This is a genomic window from Agarivorans sp. TSD2052 (genome assembly GCF_023238625.1).
Classification (GTDB): Bacteria; Pseudomonadota; Gammaproteobacteria; order Enterobacterales; family Celerinatantimonadaceae; genus Agarivorans.
This window is the reverse complement of the sequence record NZ_CP096670.1, coordinates 1747871-1764933: the sequence shown is the minus strand read 5'-3', so window position 1 is coordinate 1764933 and position 17063 is coordinate 1747871. Positions and strand designations below refer to the sequence as shown.

General features: G+C 43.1%; 18 protein-coding genes. 7 read left to right on the top strand and 11 right to left on the bottom strand.

Annotation, left to right across the window (positions count from 1 at the left end):
• Positions 1-59 precede the first annotated feature (59 nt).
• The gene (locus M0C34_RS08010; RefSeq protein ID WP_248715110.1) at positions 60-467 is read left to right on the top strand and encodes an H-NS family histone-like protein; all 408 of its coding nucleotides are present in this window, start codon (positions 60-62) and stop codon (positions 465-467) included.
• Positions 468-522: 55 nt separating this feature from the next.
• On the opposite strand, the gene galE is transcribed toward M0C34_RS08010, so the two are convergent.
• On the bottom strand, positions 523-1536 hold the full coding sequence (gene galE, locus M0C34_RS08005) for a UDP-glucose 4-epimerase GalE (protein WP_248715109.1): 1014 nt from the start codon (positions 1534-1536) through the stop codon (positions 523-525).
• Between the two features lie 236 nt (positions 1537-1772).
• Positions 1773-2012, bottom strand: coding sequence for a hypothetical protein (locus M0C34_RS08000; protein WP_248715108.1), 240 nt, complete (start codon positions 2010-2012; stop codon positions 1773-1775).
• An 81-nt stretch (positions 2013-2093) separates the two neighbouring features.
• On the opposite strand from M0C34_RS08000, the gene queC reads away from it, so the two are divergent.
• Positions 2094-2759: a 7-cyano-7-deazaguanine synthase QueC gene (gene queC / locus M0C34_RS07995; RefSeq protein ID WP_248715107.1), complete on the top strand. Its 666-nt coding sequence runs from the start codon at positions 2094-2096 to the stop codon at positions 2757-2759.
• A gap of 37 nt (positions 2760-2796) precedes the next feature.
• Positions 2797-3375 carry a rhombosortase gene (gene rrtA / locus M0C34_RS07990; protein ID WP_248715106.1) on the top strand — a complete coding sequence of 193 codons (579 nt, stop codon included), beginning with the start codon at positions 2797-2799 and terminating at the stop codon, positions 3373-3375.
• On the opposite strand, the gene pyrF is transcribed toward rrtA, so the two are convergent.
• From pyrF to M0C34_RS07945, 9 genes are all read right to left on the bottom strand, one after another.
• Entirely contained in the window at positions 3372-4070 is a 699-nt protein-coding gene (gene pyrF, locus M0C34_RS07985) for an orotidine-5'-phosphate decarboxylase (RefSeq protein ID WP_248715105.1), read from the bottom strand. The two genes, rrtA and pyrF, sit on opposite strands and share 4 nt — an antisense overlap.
• Before the next feature lie 5 nt (positions 4071-4075).
• Positions 4076-5245 carry a lipopolysaccharide assembly protein LapB gene (gene lapB, locus M0C34_RS07980; RefSeq protein WP_248715104.1) on the bottom strand — a complete coding sequence of 390 codons (1170 nt, stop codon included), beginning with the start codon at positions 5243-5245 and terminating at the stop codon, positions 4076-4078.
• Positions 5245-5535, bottom strand: coding sequence for a LapA family protein (locus M0C34_RS07975; protein WP_248715103.1), 291 nt, complete (start codon positions 5533-5535; stop codon positions 5245-5247). The genes lapB and M0C34_RS07975 overlap by 1 nt, the downstream gene beginning before the upstream one ends.
• A 93-nt stretch (positions 5536-5628) precedes the next feature.
• Positions 5629-5913: an integration host factor subunit beta gene (locus M0C34_RS07970; RefSeq protein WP_248715102.1), complete on the bottom strand. Its 285-nt coding sequence runs from the start codon at positions 5911-5913 to the stop codon at positions 5629-5631.
• Between the two features lie 112 nt (positions 5914-6025).
• The gene (gene rpsA / locus M0C34_RS07965; protein ID WP_248715101.1) at positions 6026-7699 is read right to left on the bottom strand and encodes a 30S ribosomal protein S1; all 1674 of its coding nucleotides are present in this window, start codon (positions 7697-7699) and stop codon (positions 6026-6028) included.
• A 105-nt stretch (positions 7700-7804) separates the two neighbouring features.
• Positions 7805-8485 (bottom strand): (d)CMP kinase, encoded by a 681-nt coding sequence (gene cmk, locus M0C34_RS07960; RefSeq protein WP_248715100.1) that lies wholly within the window; start codon positions 8483-8485, stop codon positions 7805-7807.
• Between the two features lie 220 nt (positions 8486-8705).
• Entirely contained in the window at positions 8706-10040 is a 1335-nt protein-coding gene (locus tag M0C34_RS07955; RefSeq protein ID WP_248715099.1) for a sigma-54-dependent transcriptional regulator, read from the bottom strand.
• A gap of 2 nt (positions 10041-10042) precedes the next feature.
• Entirely contained in the window at positions 10043-11089 is a 1047-nt protein-coding gene (locus M0C34_RS07950; RefSeq protein ID WP_248715098.1) for a sensor histidine kinase, read from the bottom strand.
• Between the two features lie 109 nt (positions 11090-11198).
• Complete coding sequence (locus tag M0C34_RS07945; RefSeq protein ID WP_248715097.1) at positions 11199-12683, bottom strand: sigma-54 dependent transcriptional regulator; 1485 nt, start codon at positions 12681-12683, stop codon at positions 11199-11201.
• A gap of 330 nt (positions 12684-13013) precedes the next feature.
• Here M0C34_RS07945 and pseB point away from each other — a divergent pair, with 330 nt between their 5' ends.
• The 4 genes from pseB to M0C34_RS07925 all read left to right on the top strand — a co-directional run bounded on the left by pseB (position 13014) and on the right by M0C34_RS07925 (position 17051).
• Positions 13014-14000 (top strand): UDP-N-acetylglucosamine 4,6-dehydratase (inverting), encoded by a 987-nt coding sequence (gene pseB / locus M0C34_RS07940; protein WP_248715096.1) that lies wholly within the window; start codon positions 13014-13016, stop codon positions 13998-14000.
• Between the two features lie 3 nt (positions 14001-14003).
• Positions 14004-15161 carry a UDP-4-amino-4,6-dideoxy-N-acetyl-beta-L-altrosamine transaminase gene (gene pseC, locus M0C34_RS07935; protein ID WP_248715095.1) on the top strand — a complete coding sequence of 386 codons (1158 nt, stop codon included), beginning with the start codon at positions 14004-14006 and terminating at the stop codon, positions 15159-15161.
• Positions 15154-15855 carry a pseudaminic acid cytidylyltransferase gene (pseF, locus tag M0C34_RS07930; protein ID WP_248715094.1) on the top strand — a complete coding sequence of 234 codons (702 nt, stop codon included), beginning with the start codon at positions 15154-15156 and terminating at the stop codon, positions 15853-15855. The genes pseC and pseF overlap by 8 nt, the downstream gene beginning before the upstream one ends.
• Before the next feature lie 80 nt (positions 15856-15935).
• Positions 15936-17051, top strand: a complete 1116-nt coding sequence (locus M0C34_RS07925; protein ID WP_248715093.1) for a DegT/DnrJ/EryC1/StrS family aminotransferase — start codon at positions 15936-15938, stop codon at positions 17049-17051.
• Positions 17052-17063 lie beyond the last annotated feature (12 nt).

Sequence of the window (17063 nt, the reverse complement as noted above, 5' to 3'; positions counted from 1 at the left end):
GTTATCTAATTAATATTTGTTGTGAAGGTTAAATATATAAATATAAAAGTAGGGGTAACATGAGCGATTTCATTAAAGTGTTTTTAAACGCAAGAAGCTTAAAAGCAGCCACCAAAGAATTATCTATCGAACAAATTGAAGAAAGCTATAATAAATTAAAGTCAATTCTCGACGACCGTTATCAAGCGCAACAAGAAGAAGAAAAACAGTTACAAGAAAAACGTGAAAAGCTTGAAAAATATAAAGCGCTACTAGAGCAAGACGGTATTGATCCTAGCGAATTATTGTCAATGATCGAACAAGCGCCAGTAAAAGAACGTAAAAAACGTCAACCTTTACCTGCTAAATATAAATTTGTTGACGAAAATGGCGAAGAAAAAACGTGGACAGGTCAAGGCAGAACGCCATCACCAATTCAAAAAGCCATTAAAAATGAAGGTAAATCTAAAGACGATTTTCTTATCTAAATAGAGTGCTAACTAAAAGCGAGCGATAAGCTCGCTTTTTTTTTAACGGCTAAGATTACGAGCCGAAACCATTAGGATTACCTTGCTGCCAACGCCACGAGTCTTCTGCCATATCTGCCAAGCTTAATTCTGCTTGCCAATCTAACTCCTGCTTAGCCAAAGAAGGATCTGAATAACAGGCGGCTATATCGCCAGGTCGGCGCGGGGCGACTTTATAATTAATGGTTTTACCTGACACCGCCTCAAAAGACTTAATCATATCAAGTACACTATAACCCTGCCCTGTCCCCAAGTTATAGGTGACAAGGCCAGCATTGCCCGCCAATTTGTCTAACGCTTTTAAATGCCCTTTGGCTAAATCAACAACGTGAATATAGTCACGCACCCCAGTACCATCAGGCGTATTGTAGTCGTCGCCAAACACACTAAGCTGGGCTAAACGGCCCACCGCCACTTGAGTAATATAAGGCACAAGGTTATTGGGGATACCATTAGGGTCTTCTCCTATTAACCCAGATTTATGAGCCCCCACGGGGTTAAAGTAACGTAATAGCGCAATGTTCCAACTGCTGTCAGATTTATATAAATCACCCAGCATTTCTTCAACAATAAGTTTTGAGCGGCCATAAGGGTTAGTCGCCCCCGTTGGAAAGCTCTCTATAATTGGTACCGTTGCTGGGTCACCATAAACCGTTGCCGAGGAACTAAATACCAGGTTTTTTATATTAAACTGAGCCATTACCTCACATAATACCAACGTACCGGACACATTATTTTGATAATAATGAAGCGGCATTTGGGTAGATTCGCCCACCGCTTTTAGCCCGGCAAAATGTATTACTGCAGTGATGTTATTTTTAGAAAATATTTCAATTAACGCCTCTTTATCCAAAACATCAGCTTGATAAAAAGTCGCCCTTTTCCCACATATTTGCTCAACGCGATCAAGCGAGGTTTGATGAGAATTGCACAAGTTATCAACGACGATAACTTCCTCGCCTTGATTGAGTAATTCCACTACAGTGTGGCTGCCAATATACCCCGCACCACCGGTCACTAATATAGCCATAATAATCCTTAATTAAGAAAGCTTGGTAATTTTTTGAAATAGATTTAGTGTCATAGCAACTCAACCTATTCCAATGTATTTATGAGTTTGTAAAGACAAACACCGGTTATTTTTAATACATCTATCAATACACAATTTAGTCGTTCTTGCATGTTGGCTAATAGCTTGCAGACAAACCATTACGTCCTTATTACTTGAGCCGCACAATAATAATTGCTTTAAATTGTCGATGTCTTTCACCCTACTCTACTGGGTGTTTTATTTCGCATGACTGAGAAGTTTACCCAACGCGACATATCACCACTAACACCGATGAGGGTGACGAGTGCTTGTTCATCGGCTAGGTTTACCGGCCAAGTTTGCTTGAACCACACTAAACCCACCAGTTCACTACCTTGTAAGCGAACAAAAACCGCAGCGGCTCCGGCATGAAATTCATCGCTTAGAAAGGTTTCAAATATCGCATTAACCGGCAAATAGCCCGCTTACATTTGTATCCCAATTGATAATAAGCGAAAATCAATAGCAATATTAAACCACATTTTTAAGTGCAAACAATGAAAGAAAAGGCAGTCGTCATTTATTCTGGCGGAATGGATTCTTTTACGGTATTACATAAAACGCTTGAACAAGGTCTTCAGCCCTTCGCTCTCAGTTTTAACTATGGCCAGCGCCATATTAAAGAGTTGGATTATGCTAAAAAGGTCTGTAATGATCTGAGTCTGGAACACAAAATTGTTGATATTAGTAGCATCAATCAATTGTTAGCCGGTTCATCTCTGACTTCAGATCTCGACATTCCTGAAGGGGATTACCAAGAAGAATCGATGAAATCTACTGTAGTGCCCAATCGAAATATGATTTTGCTCTCTTTAGCCATTGCTTATGCAGTATCAATTGGCGCTAAAAAAGTATTCTATGGGGCACACTCTGGTGATCACGCCATTTATCCGGATTGTCGACCAGAATTCGTCAATAAAATGAATGATGTCAGCTTAGTGGCCAACTATGACCCAGTAGAAGTGATAAGCCCTTACTTGCTGCAATCAAAAATAGAAATACTACAAGATGGTTTACGCATGAACTTAGATTATGCGCAAACTTGGACCTGTTATAACGGCCGCGAACAAGCTTGTGGAAAATGCGGAGCCTGTCAGGAACGTCTGGAAGCATTTCAGTTAAACGGCCTTAACGACCCGCTAAGCTACGAGCATCAAGGATAAATGCTGTACCTTGGATCAACCGCCGACGCTGCTAACTATGTATAGTATTTTGCTGAAACGTTTTTGGTATTTATGGCTGATGATAGCATTATCTTGGTTATTATTACCCCATAGTGATTGGGCAAGTTGGCACTTGAAACAGATCCAAGCAGGCCAATACTGGCGCATATTAAGCGGTAACTTTTGTCACAATAATTTCATTCACTGGTTAATGAATGTCGCCGCCCTAACCCTCATTTATTTTATCTATGATGAACGTTTATCCAATCGCCATTTTTTGCTAATCAGTATCACTATAAGCAGTATTGGCGGTTATGCCTTACTTTACGCAAACTATGCAGAGTACGTTGGGCTGTCTGGTTTAATACATGGCTTGTTGGCCTACGCAGCAAGTGTAGATGTGATCAAAGGTAACGCTAAAATTGGCGGTTTAGTGTTAGCTGGCTTGTCTATAAAACTACTACTAGAACAACTGTACGGCGGTGACCCATGGGTCAAACAAATGATAGGCATTGATGTTGCTATCAACGCCCACCTGTATTTCGCAGTGGTGGGTGTTTTAATGGCGCTGGCTTATTTAGTTGTGAAGAAAGCCAGCACACCAGTTGCTCGCTAAGCTAACAATTGTTGGTTAATCGCGCTAAGCACTTCAGCAGGAGCTTCAGCTTTAGTGATAGGCCTTCCTATCACTAAATAGTCAGAACCCGCTCTAATCGCTTCTAGCGGTGTCATGATTCGACGTTGGTCGCCTTGATCACTGCCTGCTGGTCTAATACCCGGTGTAATTAACGAGAAGTCTACACCCAGTAGTTTTTTCAGTGATTGAGCTTCATGTGCTGAGCAGACAACACCGTCTAAACCACACTGCTTAGTTAAAGTGGCTAAGCGCTCTACCTGTTGCTGGGGGCTAATGGTAATGCCCAGTTCAGTTAAATCCGATTGATCCATGCTGGTTAAAACGGTAACGGCGATCAGCTTAGGGCGTTTATCGCCGTAAGGTTCTAAAGCGGCTTTAGCGGCTTCCATCATTCTTCTTCCGCCACTCGCGTGAACGTTCACCATCCATACGCCTAACTCAGCAGCGGCACTCACAGCCTTAGCAACGGTATTTGGAATATCATGAAACTTAAGATCTAAGAAAACCTCAAAACCACGTTGATGCAGTGTATTGACCAGCTCAGGTCCAAATAAAGTAAACATCTCTTTACCCACTTTTAGCCGACATGAACCAGGCTCAAGCTGAGCAACAAAGTTCAAACACTCTTTTAGATCCGCGTAATCTAAGGCGACTAATACTTTAGGGTCTTGCATTGGTTCTATTCTCCGTCGAGTCCCATTATCGGTTTTACTGTTCCCCAGCTTTTACAAGAAGGGCAATGCCAGTAAATTGAATGCGATGTAAAACCACATCGTCGACACTGATAATGGGGTTTAATTTTAAGTTGTTGTGTGACTAGACCACGTAATACTTGTAAGCTCTGCTTGGCTTGGCCTTCTTCAGCCGAGTTTAAGTGTAGTCCCATTAAGTGGTGAAACCCTTTCATGGTGGGGTTACGTTTAAGTTCATCGGCTAATAAATCTTGCGCTTGCTCTACGCCGTGCACTTCTTGATAAACTGCTGACAGCTCTACCACTACGCTAGCGCTGCTTTTTAGAGACAAGCAATATTCTAAAAATTGCTGATAGTATTCAGGCTTACCCATTTGTTCACTACAAGATTTATAGATAGCTAAGGCGTCAGAGGCGAAGTCTATATCCTGTTCAGGGATCTTATTTAGATATTTTAGTGCGCCCTTAAAATCACCTTGAGCACGCTGAATTTGGGCCAAATGCAAACTGGCTCTAACGCAGTTCTTGTCATTAGATAAGGCTTTTTTCAGTAAGGCTTGGCTTTTCGACTGTTTACCTGCGGTTTCTAATTCCTGCGCCTGTTCGCAATAAAAGTGGGCTATTTGTCGGTGAATATCATTGAGCTGCTTAGGGTCGACTTTTTTAGCGATTATAATCGCTTGCTGCCACTCGCGCGTTTGTTGGTAAATGCTGAGTAATTGCTTCAATGCTAGCTGCCGGTAATCGGGCTCTTCTTGTAGCTCAATTAATAAGGCTTCTGCTCTATCGAATAAGCCAGCAGCCAAGTAGTCTTTAGCCAATTGTTGTAAAGCCAAATTACGCTGGTCTATATCAATGCCTTCACGAGCAATCAGGTTTTGGTGAATCCGAATGGCGCGGTCTACTTCTCCGCGTTGACGAAAAAGATTACCAAGGGCGAGGTGGGTATCAATGGTATCAGAATCGACTTGGAGTAAGTCAATAAACAAATCTACAGCTTTATCAGATTGGTTGGAAAGAAGTAAGTTTAAGCCTTCAACATATTGTTTAGATACGTGATTTGCTTGTTGTTGCTGACTTTGCCTTACACTGCGCTGCCCCATATACCAACCATAGGCTGCAGCAACAGGTAATAACAAGAACAACAAGCCAAGCATTAATTATCCTTGACCATCTCGTTTTGCAGTTTATTCAGTTGTTTCTGTTGTTTTGCCAAACGCCGCTTTAAGCTTGCGCTTTCCATACGAATGCGTGTATAGAAGGCCAACAAAAACAGTAAACAGGTAATAAAACCGGTAATAAATAAGCCAGCCATTAACCATGAGAGTCGCATGTCAGATTCAGCGATAAGATAATTAACACTCACAATTTCGTCATTCTGAGCGCCAACAGCTAACGCTGTTACAAACAACACAACCAAAAGTAATGTAGAAAATATTGCTTTCACACAACCTCCTAAGCCAAATAAAAGCTAGGGAAATTATGCAGCAATCACGCTAATTTAACCAGCCAAGATCACCTAATTGTAAAAGAAACAAGACTATAGGTCGTTATTTACCCGTTCTCGCAATTCTTTACCAGGTTTAAAGTGAGGAACATGTTTACCAGAAAGCTCGACTTTCTCACCGGTCTTTGGATTTCTACCTACTCGAGGCGCTCTAAAATGCAGAGAAAAACTACCAAAACCACGGATTTCAATCCTATCGCCTTCCTGTAGTGAACAGGTCATTTGCTCTAAGATTTCTTTAATTGCCGACTCAATTTCTTTACTGGTAAATTGAATATGTTTACTCGCGAGTATTTCAATTAAATCAGATTTAGTCATGGATTCTCCAAGCCATTGATAAAGGGAACTAATACCAGTGTAGATAAAGAACTTGGGGGGGACAAGTCCCCCCCAATATTCAATCACATAAATCTAAAAAAAGATTTAAAGATTATTCGCCTTTAAGCGCTGATTTGAATGCGTCAGCCATTGCGTTACCAATCTGAGCATCTTCTTTCTTGTTCAGAGTAGCCATCGCTTCTTTCTCGTCCGCTTCGTCTTTAGCACGGATAGAAAGGCTGATTACGCGGTTCTTACGGTCAACACCAACAAACTTAGCTTCAAGCTTGTCGCCAACAGAAAGAACCAGTGAAGCATCTTCAACACGGTCACGGCTAACATCGCCAGCACGTAAGTAACCTTCAACGCCACTTGCTAGTTCGATAGTTGCGCCTTTAGCATCAACTTCAGAAACAGTACCGTTTACTAGGGCACCTTTCTTAAGGTCAGCTAAGTAGTTGTTGAATGGGTCTTCAGCAAGCTGTTTAACACCTAGGCTAATGCGCTCACGTTCTGCGTCAACTTGTAGTACAACAGCTTCGATTTCGTCGCCTTTCTTAAAGTCGCGAACCGCTTCTTCACCTTGAGCATCCCAAGAGATGTCAGATAGGTGAACAAGACCGTCAATACCGCCGTCAAGGCCGATGAAGATACCAAAGTCAGTGATAGACTTGATTTTACCTGAAACTTTGTCGTTCTTATCGTGAGTGCTAGCGAATAGCTCCCATGGATTAACTTTACACTGTTTCAAACCAAGCGAGATACGACGACGTTCTTCGTCAATATCCAATACCATAACTTCAACAAGGTCACCCACGTTAACCACTTTAGATGGGTGGATGTTTTTGTTAGTCCAATCCATTTCAGAAACGTGAACTAGACCTTCAACACCGTCTTCGATTTCAACGAAACAACCGTAGTCAGTAAGGTTAGTTACGCGACCTTCAAGACGAGCACCTTCTGGGTAACGGTTAGCAATTGCTACCCATGGATCTTCACCCAGCTGTTTAAGACCTAGAGATACACGAGTGCGCTCACGGTCAAACTTAAGTACTTTAACGTTGATTTCATCGCCAACATTAACAATTTCGCTTGGGTGCTTAACGCGTTTCCAAGCCATGTCAGTGATGTGTAGAAGACCGTCAACACCGCCAAGATCAACGAATGCACCGTAGTCAGTAAGGTTCTTAACGATACCTTTAACTTCTTGACCTTCTTGTAGGTTCTCAAGAAGTTGATCACGTTCAACACTGTTTTCAGTTTCGATAACAGCACGACGAGATACCACTACGTTGTTACGTTTCTGGTCAAGCTTGATAACTTTAAATTCAAGCTCTTTGCCTTCTAGGTGAGCGGTATCGCGAACTGGGCGAACGTCAACTAGTGAACCAGGCAAGAATGCACGGATGGTGTTAACTTCAACTGTAAAGCCACCTTTAACTTTACCATTGATGATACCAACAACCGTTGCTTGCTCTTCGTAAGCACTCTCAAGTTGGATCCAAGACTCGTGACGTTTAGCTTTTTCGCGAGAAAGAACAGTTTCACCGAAACCATCTTCAACAGCGTCAAGGGCTACGTCTACTTCAGCGCCTACTTCAACTTCCAATTCACCAGCAGCATTTTTAAACTGCTCGGCAGGAATGGCAGATTCTGACTTAAGGCCAGCGTCTACTAATACCATACCGTTTTCGATACCTACTACAGTACCTTTAACAATAGAACCAGAACGAAATTCCAAATTCTGTAGAGACTCTTCAAAGAGTTGAGCAAAAGATTCAGTCATTTTATAATTTACACATATAGAAACGGCCACTCAGCAATCCGGCTAAATGGGGTTAATAATAAACACCTATTTCATCCATGTTATAGGTGAGATAAATCCCAGAGATTACTGGGTTAATTTTTCGTCGATAAACGCTATCGACATTGAAACCACTTCATCAATAGAAAGTGCAGTAGAATCAATTACTAACGCATCTTGAGCAGGAACTAAAGGAGCAACCGAACGGTTTCTATCTCGTTGGTCTCGTTCTTCAATTTCGCTCAAAAGGTGGTCAAAACTAACATCAAAGCCTTTATCTTGCAACTGATTATAGCGCCGCTCGGCCCGTATCGCCGCGCTCGCATCTAAAAAAATCTTTGCTGGGGCGTCAACAAATACCACCGTCCCCATATCTCGACCATCGGCAATTAAGCCCGGTAAGCTTTTAAATCCGCGTTGCCTACGTAATAGGGCCTCGCGTACACGCGGAAAAGCAGCCACTTTAGAAGCGGCATTACCTGCCGTTTCTTTACGGATTTCAAGGGAAACATCTTCTCCCTCTAATATCACCATGGTTTGGCCATTGATCGCTTCAAACCGAACATCTAAATGGGCGGCCAATAAGCTCAATGCTTCTTCGTTATCTAATTGCACATCATGATGAATAGCTGCGAGTGCCAACACACGATAAATCGCGCCGCTATCTAATAATTGCCAATGATAGTGCTGGGCTAAACGTTGACATAACGTCCCTTTGCCTGACCCACTTGGGCCGTCTACTGTCACTACTGGAACGTGTTGCGTCATGAGTCCCCCATAAATGCCTAGACCAATAATGTGGCCCCACGGAAATTATCAGCAGGAACCAAAAATCGGCGGCATTATACGTGAAGTGACGGCATTTAGCCCATTAATTTATTAATAGGAAACACGGTAAGCCGAACGCTCATCGCATTTTTAATAAAAAAGCAGCATCTACTACTACGATGCTGCTCTAAAATATGGATGTATGCTGATTGTTCAGGATTTAAGCAGGAAGTTCAATTCCTGCACCTTTTATCCGAGCAAGTTTATAGCGTAAGGTTCTGGGACTAATACCCAATTTTTCCGCCACATCTTTGCGCTTACCGTTGCAGGCTTTTAAGGTTTCTAAAATTATTTGTTGCTCTTGTTGCTTAAGTTCTAAACCTAAAGGTTCGCCATTTGAACCATTTTCTTCCGCCGCTTCAGTGAATAGCATTGGCTCATACTGATTTTCAATAATCAAACAATCAGCATCTATAGTGGACTCATTGGCTAAAATTAGCGCGCGTTGCATAACATTATCTAGCTCACGGACATTGCCCGGCCAAATGTGATTCAACAACTTATGTTGAGCACTTAAACTTAACTCACAGGCCCTCTCACTATGTCTTCGCAACAAATGGTTAGCCAAGGGGATGATATCGCCTTTACGCTGATTTAGCGGCACCCAATTTAATGGGAACACGTTCAGGCGGTAATATAGGTCTTCTCGAAAATGTCCTAAACTGACAATTTCTCGCATATCACGGTTACTGGTGGCAATGACACGAACATCTAACTTAATCATTTTGCGACTGCCCAAACGCTCAACTTCTTTTTCCTGCAGTACCCGCAGCAGTTTAGCTTGCAGCCCTAAGTCCATTTCGCTGATTTCATCTAACAGTATGGTGCCGCCCTGAGCTTGTTCAAATTTGCCTGGGCAGGCTTTTATAGCGCCAGTGAAGGCCCCTTTTTCATAACCAAACAACGTGGCCTCAAGCATATTTTCAGGGATCGCAGCACAGTTAATCGCAACAAACGCTTGCTCGCTGCGTGGCGAACAATCATGGATATAACGAGACAACACCTCTTTACCTGCACCACTGGGCCCACTAATTAATACCGTCGCTTCAGAAGCGGCCACTTTTTGGCTGATATTTAGTAATGCTTCGGTGACTGGATCGCCATAAACAGGCTCTCTTTTTTCAACCTTTACAGCTGGAGCAAACCGCCCCACCTGATTGAGCAGCACCTCGGGCGAGAAAGGTTTAGATAGGTAATCAATGGCACCGTCTCGCATTGCTGAAACGGCATCATCAATTTTGGCGTAGGCCGTCATCAGTAACACGGGGATTAAAGGCCATTTTTGCTTAATGTTTTTTAATAAACTTAAGCCATCCATTCCGCCCATTTGCACGTCACTAACCACCAGATCAATAGATTGATTAGACAAAATAACTAATGCGGCCTCACCACTCTCTGCTTGTTCACAGTGATACCCCGCCAATCCAAGCGTATCAATGAGTGCTTCGCGTAGTCCGGCGTCATCTTCAACAATGAGTATTTTTGATTGACTCATGATTATTGTCCTCCCACTACTAGATGTTGCTCTTCTCTCTCAGGAACCGGCAAACTAACGATAAAACATGAGCCATGTGGGTTAGATTTGAGCATTACGCTTCCTTGGTGAGCTTTAACCACTGATTTAACTACCGCTAAACCTAGGCCTGTGCCATTTTGCTTAGTGGTATAAAAGGGTTCAAAGATCTTCTGCGAGTATTCGGGGGGGATTCCACCCGCTTGGTCTTCAATGTAAATATTAATGTTATCTTCAAGGTATTGCGCGGATATGGTTATAGACTGCCCTTCTGCACTATGTTGAGCAGCATTTTCAATGACGTTAGATAAGGCCGACACTAATGCACTTGCATTGACCAACAACTCAATATTCTCGCTACATGGCTTGATGTCTAGTTTTACCTTGTGCAGCCTTACAGATGCCTCGGTCGCGGCTTGTAGTTGTGAAAAAATCTGTTTTATCGGCGTTGAATTAACAATCATCTTTTCGCCACTTTTAGCAAATAGCAGCATGTCATTCACCTGCGTTTCTAAATCATTCAAGCGCGCCATCATTTTGCTTTGAAAGCTCTGTCGTGAATGTTCCGATAAGGTTTTATTGGCTAAGTTAGAGCCATATAACATTGCCGCTGATAATGGGGTTCGAATTTGATGAGCTAGCGAGGCAACCATGTTGCCTAAGGCCGACATGCGTTGTAGTTTGGCGACATTCTCCTGCAGCTTTCGTGTGTGGGTCATATCGGTTAAAACGATTAACTGACCTTGAGAATTGCGTAAAGGAGACAAGCTAAGCTGAACTTTTTTACCATTAACCAAAGAGAGTTCATGGCCATCGTCTGCTTTAGGTGAAAATAAACGCGGTACAGCCTCTAACCAACGCTGCTGTTCAATATCATTACCCAGTAGCTGCTTAGCCACCGGATTAGCGCGAGAAACAAAGCCTCTATTATCAAGTAAAATTAGCCCAGACGGCATAACATCAAAGATCTGAGCGAGGTCATTCTCTGATAATTGGGCTGATTGCTGTTGTTGTGTAAGCTCTGAAGGCATGACTATTGCTCCGCGTCATAAAACCGTTAACAGTGCTAAACAATCAATTATCATGCCAAAAAAAAGGCCATGATATTCATGGCCTTAGCTAAGCGATTTTGATTAATACCTAATTGTCTTTATTCAAACCGTACTTACGCATTTTTTCTACCAAGGTGGTTCTGCGCATTCCTAGTTGCTCAGCAGCGCGCGCGACTACCCCGTCTTGTTGTTCAATGGCTTGGCGAATAAGATCGACTTCTAGCTCAGCCAATAGCTCTTTAAGGTTAACCCCTTCATCGGGCAATTGCTGAACGGCTCCCCAGCCCTCATCATCCTCAGTTTGGTTATCATCACTCTCTTCAGGAAATAACAGGTCTGGGCTTGGGTCTGAAAATACCGAGGCATCTTCATCGTTGAATATCGCTAACAAAGCGTCTCTTTCTGCCAACTCAGGGCTGTAGTTTGGTTCAAATACTTCAGCATCAATGTGTCGATATTTAGGCGGTAAGTCATGCACATCAACAATTTGGTCAGGATGTAAAATAAGTAGCCGTTCAACTAAATTAGATAGCTCGCGTACATTGCCAGGCCATTGATGTTGCATTAAAGATTCTACCGCGCGTTGAGTAAAACGTACCACGGCCGAATGCTCTTCTTCATGCCGATGAACTAACTCTTGAAGCAATAAAGGCACATCATCTTGACGCTCACGCAGCGAAGGCATTTCGATAGGAAATACGTTGAGGCGATAATATAAGTCTTCTCGAAACTTTTCTTGCTCTATCATTCTTTCTAACTGGCGGTGAGTGGCGGCCACCACCCGAACATTAACATGAATCGCTTTACTACCGCCCACCCGCTCAAACTGACGCTCTTGTAATACACGTAATAACTTCACTTGCATTGGCATCGGCATGTCGCCAATTTCATCTAAGAACAGCGTGCCGCCTTCGGCTAATTCAAAACGACCTTTACGCATCGCAAAAGCACCGGTAAACGCCCCTTTTTCATGGCCAAATAATTCACTTTCTAATAAATCAGCGGGAATAGCCCCACAATTAATCGGCACAAAAGGGCCATCTCTTCGGTCAGAATGGTCGTGGATGGCCTTTGCGACCACTTCTTTACCGGTACCAGACTCGCCAAGAATCAACACATTGGCTTCTTTCTTAGCCACCTGCTCGATTAAATGACGCACCTCTTGAATGGCAATACCCTTGCCAATCAGATTCTGTCGAAGACGCTCACTTTTGGCTGGGGATATTTTCCCGGGTAAGTGGGTTAAATAGGCATCACAATGGTGGAGTAACTGAGTCAGTTGCTCATAACTAAAGGGCCGCTCAAGGTGCCCAATTAAATTCGATGAGTGGCTAATAGCATCTTGGGTGCCCACACTGATAAAAGGGCATTGAGGAAAACCCGCGACAATATCGTCGGCTTGCGATACGTCACTACTGATAAGCACCACCTGCCCTGAAGCAGTGACTTGCGATTCAAAATCAGCCTTACTACAAATGTTAAATTGTTGCCCAATAAAGCCTAACACGGTCTCTAACTCTTTAGCTCTAGACTGGTCGTTATCTAGCACCAAAACATTTTTGGATGCTTGCATCCTTATCCCCTGCATAAAAATTCGGCTACCTTGCGACAAACCTAACTAAAACCAACAATTACACTGAATTGTAAACACGCGTCAAAAATTCGCAAGCCATTCGCCATAAATGCGACAAAAATATGACGCCCGCTTGATTTTAGGAATAACAAAAGCTTAAGAACAGTTAACAAATCCGGTGATTTTGTGGATTACGTTGAAGAAATGAACAAACAGCAAGGCCACGACTATGTTTAACTACCTAAATTGGATAGGCTTCTAGGTATAAGCTTTGCATAGCTCATATCATTAGCAACTATGCTTCATCAAATCTGGAATTGGGAATAGTGGATGTTTAACGACAAACAGATATTAATAACAGGCGGTACTGGTTCGTTTGGTAAAAAGTTTGTTAAGTTACTATTGCAAGAGTATCGGCCTAAACGTGTCATTATTTATTCCCGCGATGAATTGAAACAATATGAAATGCAGCAGCAATTCAACCAATCTTGCATGCGTTATTTTATTGGTGATGTGCGAGATAGAGACCGCATAACCATGGCCATGCGTGGGGTTGATTATGTCATCCATGCGGCCGCGTTAAAACAAGTCCCCGCAGCTGAATACAATCCGATGGAATGTATAAAAACCAATATCAATGGCGCTGAAAATGTCATTAATGCCGCACTGCATAATAAAGTACGAAAAATCATCGCCTTATCAACCGACAAAGCGGCTAACCCGATCAACCTCTACGGCGCGACTAAACTGGCTTCAGACAAACTATTTGTCGCAGCCAATAATATAGCCGGTGACCAAGAAACCAGCTTTTCAGTGGTACGTTATGGCAACGTGGTGGGTTCTCGTGGCAGTGTGGTTCCATTTTTTCAGAAGTTGATTGATGAAGGCGCAGAATCACTACCGATCACTCATGAAGATATGACCCGCTTTTGGATTACTCTCGAGCAGGGGGTGCAGTTTGTGGTAGATAACTTTAAGCGTATGCACGGCGGCGAGATATTCGTGCCAAAAATTCCTTCCGTTAAAATAACCGACCTTGCCAAGGCGATGGCTCCCAACTTAACGACCAATATTATCGGCATTAGACCTGGCGAGAAATTGCATGAGGTAATGTGTCCTGCCGATGATTCTTATCATACTTTCGAGTTTGACGATCATTACGTGATTGCGCCCTCTATTTCTTTTAGCAGCCGTACGAATGATTTCCAGAAAAACGCTTTAGGTGAAGGGGGTAAAAAAGTCGAAGTGGGCATGGAGTATAACTCCCTATCTAACCCACATTACCTGACCATCGAACAGATCAAAGAGCTTCGATAAGCCATGAGCGATCCTATTCATTACGGTAAGCAACAAATCGACCAAGATGATGTGCAAGCCGTGGTCGATACCCTAAATTCGGCCTTTCTAACTCAAGGGCCTCAAGTGGCTCAGTTTGAACAGGCCTTAGCAAACTACGTAGGTAGCGCTCATGCTATTGCCTGTAGTAACGGAACCGCAGCGCTTCATCTTGCTTGCATGTCTTTAGGTGTCGTCACTGGGGACATCGTTTGGACCTCAGCCATTAGTTTCGTTGCTTCGGCCAATTGTGCACTGTATTGTGGCGCCTCTATTAGCTTTATCGACATTGATGCTGATACTGGAAATATTTCAGTCGCCGCATTAACCCAAAAATTACAACAAGCCAAACACACCAACTCACTTCCAAAAGTGATTGTGGTCGTGCATTTGGCGGGCAATAGCTGCGACATGCAAGCCATTAGTGAGTTATGTAAGCCTCTAGGCATAAAGCTAATCGAAGACGCTTGTCACGCGCTAGGCGCGAGCTATCAAGGCGACAAGGTGGGCAACGGAAAATATAGCGATTGCTGTGTATTTAGTTTTCACCCCGTTAAAAGCATCACCAGTGCCGAAGGTGGAATGATAACCACCAATGATTCGAACACCGCTAAACGACTAAAACAGCTAGCCTCTCACGGTATCACGAAACACCCCACAGAGCTCCAGTTGGCAGGGCAACCTAATTGGTATTACGAGCAACAGAGCTTAGGTTATAACTACCGATTGTCTGACTTACACGCAGCCTTAGGCTTAAGCCAACTGGCAAAACTCAATACTTTTATTGAACGCAGAAAGCAGATATTTCAACAATACCAAACTGCCCTTAGCGTTGGAAACTTGACACTGCTTGAGCAAAACCCTGAAGGCGAAAGTGCCCACCACTTGGTGGTTGTGCTTATTCCCAACAATAAAAGAGATGCGGTCTATCAACGGCTAGCCGATATGAAGATTCATTGTCAGTTGCATTATATGCCTATTTACCGCCAGCCTTATCATCGAATAAGCGATGCCGCCATCAAAACATTTTCGGGTGCTGAACAATACTTTGCCAATGCCTTATCACTGCCGGTCTACCCTGATTTAAGCCATCAACAGCAACAGCGAGTGATACAATCTTTGCTGGAGATAGTGAATGAATAAAAGCCTATGCGTTATTCCCGCGAGAGGCGGTAGCAAACGTATCCCCAAAAAAAACATTCGAGATTTTTGTGGCAAGCCAATGATTGCTTGGTCTATAGACGCTGCAATTAATAGCCAACTGTTTGATGATGTCATCGTGTCCAGTGATAGCGCCGAAATTATAGAAATTGCCAAGCAGTATGGCGCCAGCACCCCCTTTGTTCGCCCGGCTGAATTAGCCAATGATCATGCTGGCACAACCGCCGTAGTTAAACACGCGGTTAATGCTATTGACCCTGATAAATCGCGTTACTCTACTATTTGTTGCTTATATGCCACCGCGCCATTTGTCACAACAGACAAACTACTTGCCGCGGTGACCAACCTGGCAGACCCCCAATGCGAAACCAGTTTTTCAGCTTCCAGTTTCGCTTTCCCTATCCAGCGAGCCATAAAGTTGAACAATAAAGGGGTGGCTCCGTTTTACCCTGATCAAATAGGTAAACGCTCACAAGACTTAGAGCCCGGCTATCACGATGCCGGACAGTTTTATTTTTGGACTAGGGAAGCACTGGACGGCAACGCAGGCATGTTTTCTGAAACATCATTCCCGGTGATACTGCCAAGAATGCTGACTCAAGATATCGACGAACCTGAAGATTGGGAAATGGCACAGTTTTTGTTTAATTATTTGCATAAACAACATTCGCTGTGAGTATAGCCGTATCAGATATCTAAAGTTATCGCGGTTATCACCGATATATTAGTAACAACGACTTGAAGGGGTCTTTATAAATGACTTCCAAAATAAGAACAGAGCCTCTTTTAGTACAATGCCCTAGCCTACCTGATCGAGACATTCTCAATCAGTATATTGACCGAATTTACCAAGCAAAATGGATAACTAATAATGGTCAATTAGTTCAGGAGTTAGAGCGAGAATTAACTACCTATCTTGATGTTCCTTATCTTGTGTTAACCGCTAACGGCACCACTGCTCTGCAACTTGCTCTTAAACTATTTAATGTCGAGCAAGAGGTGATTACGACCCCTTTCACTTTTGCCGCTACTGGTCAAGCTATCAACTGGATTGGCGCGAAGCCAGTTTTTGCCGATATAGACTCAAAAAGCTTATGCCTTTCACCGCAGAGTGTGGCAGAGAAAATTACCGACAAAACCCAAGCCATACTGCCGGTAAACGTTTATGGGCGAACAGCCCACCATGAAGAATTCGAAGAGTTAGCCAAACAGCACAATCTAAAATTAATTTACGATGGCGCTCAGAGCTTTTCAACACCTAGCCTACATCAAAAACTAGCGCTCAATAGCGGTGATGCCACCATTCTCAGCTTCCATGCCACTAAAATATTTAACACCATTGAAGGTGGAGCTCTCATTCTAAACAATGAATCAGACTACCTTCAGGCGAAAGCGATGACCAACTTTGGTTTTTCCGATGGGTTCCCAGCTGAGGTGGGCACCAATGCAAAAATGAACGAGCTAGAAGCCGCATTTGGGCTAGCAAATCTGCATAAGGTTGATCTAGAAATAGCCAAACGAAAAGAGCTGACAACAGCCTATTTAGAGAAGCTGGGGGCAATGACAGAACTCAATCTAGTCTCTTCACCTAATTATTCGTATATGCCTGTAATTTTTGATAGTGAAATGACGCTGTTATCGGTAGCTGAATCATTAGCTGAATCTAACATCTTTGGCCGCCGCTACTTTCACCCTTTACAAATAGGTTCTGACCCCAAATTGTTACCCACTGCAAGTTCAATATCACAAAGAATTTATTGCTTGCCGCTTCATAACAATATGGATATTGATGATGTCACGACTATTTGTACGCTCATAGAGCAAGCGGTTATTCGCAATCAGCATACCGCTCTTAACCTCAAACGTAGTTAAGCAATACACGCC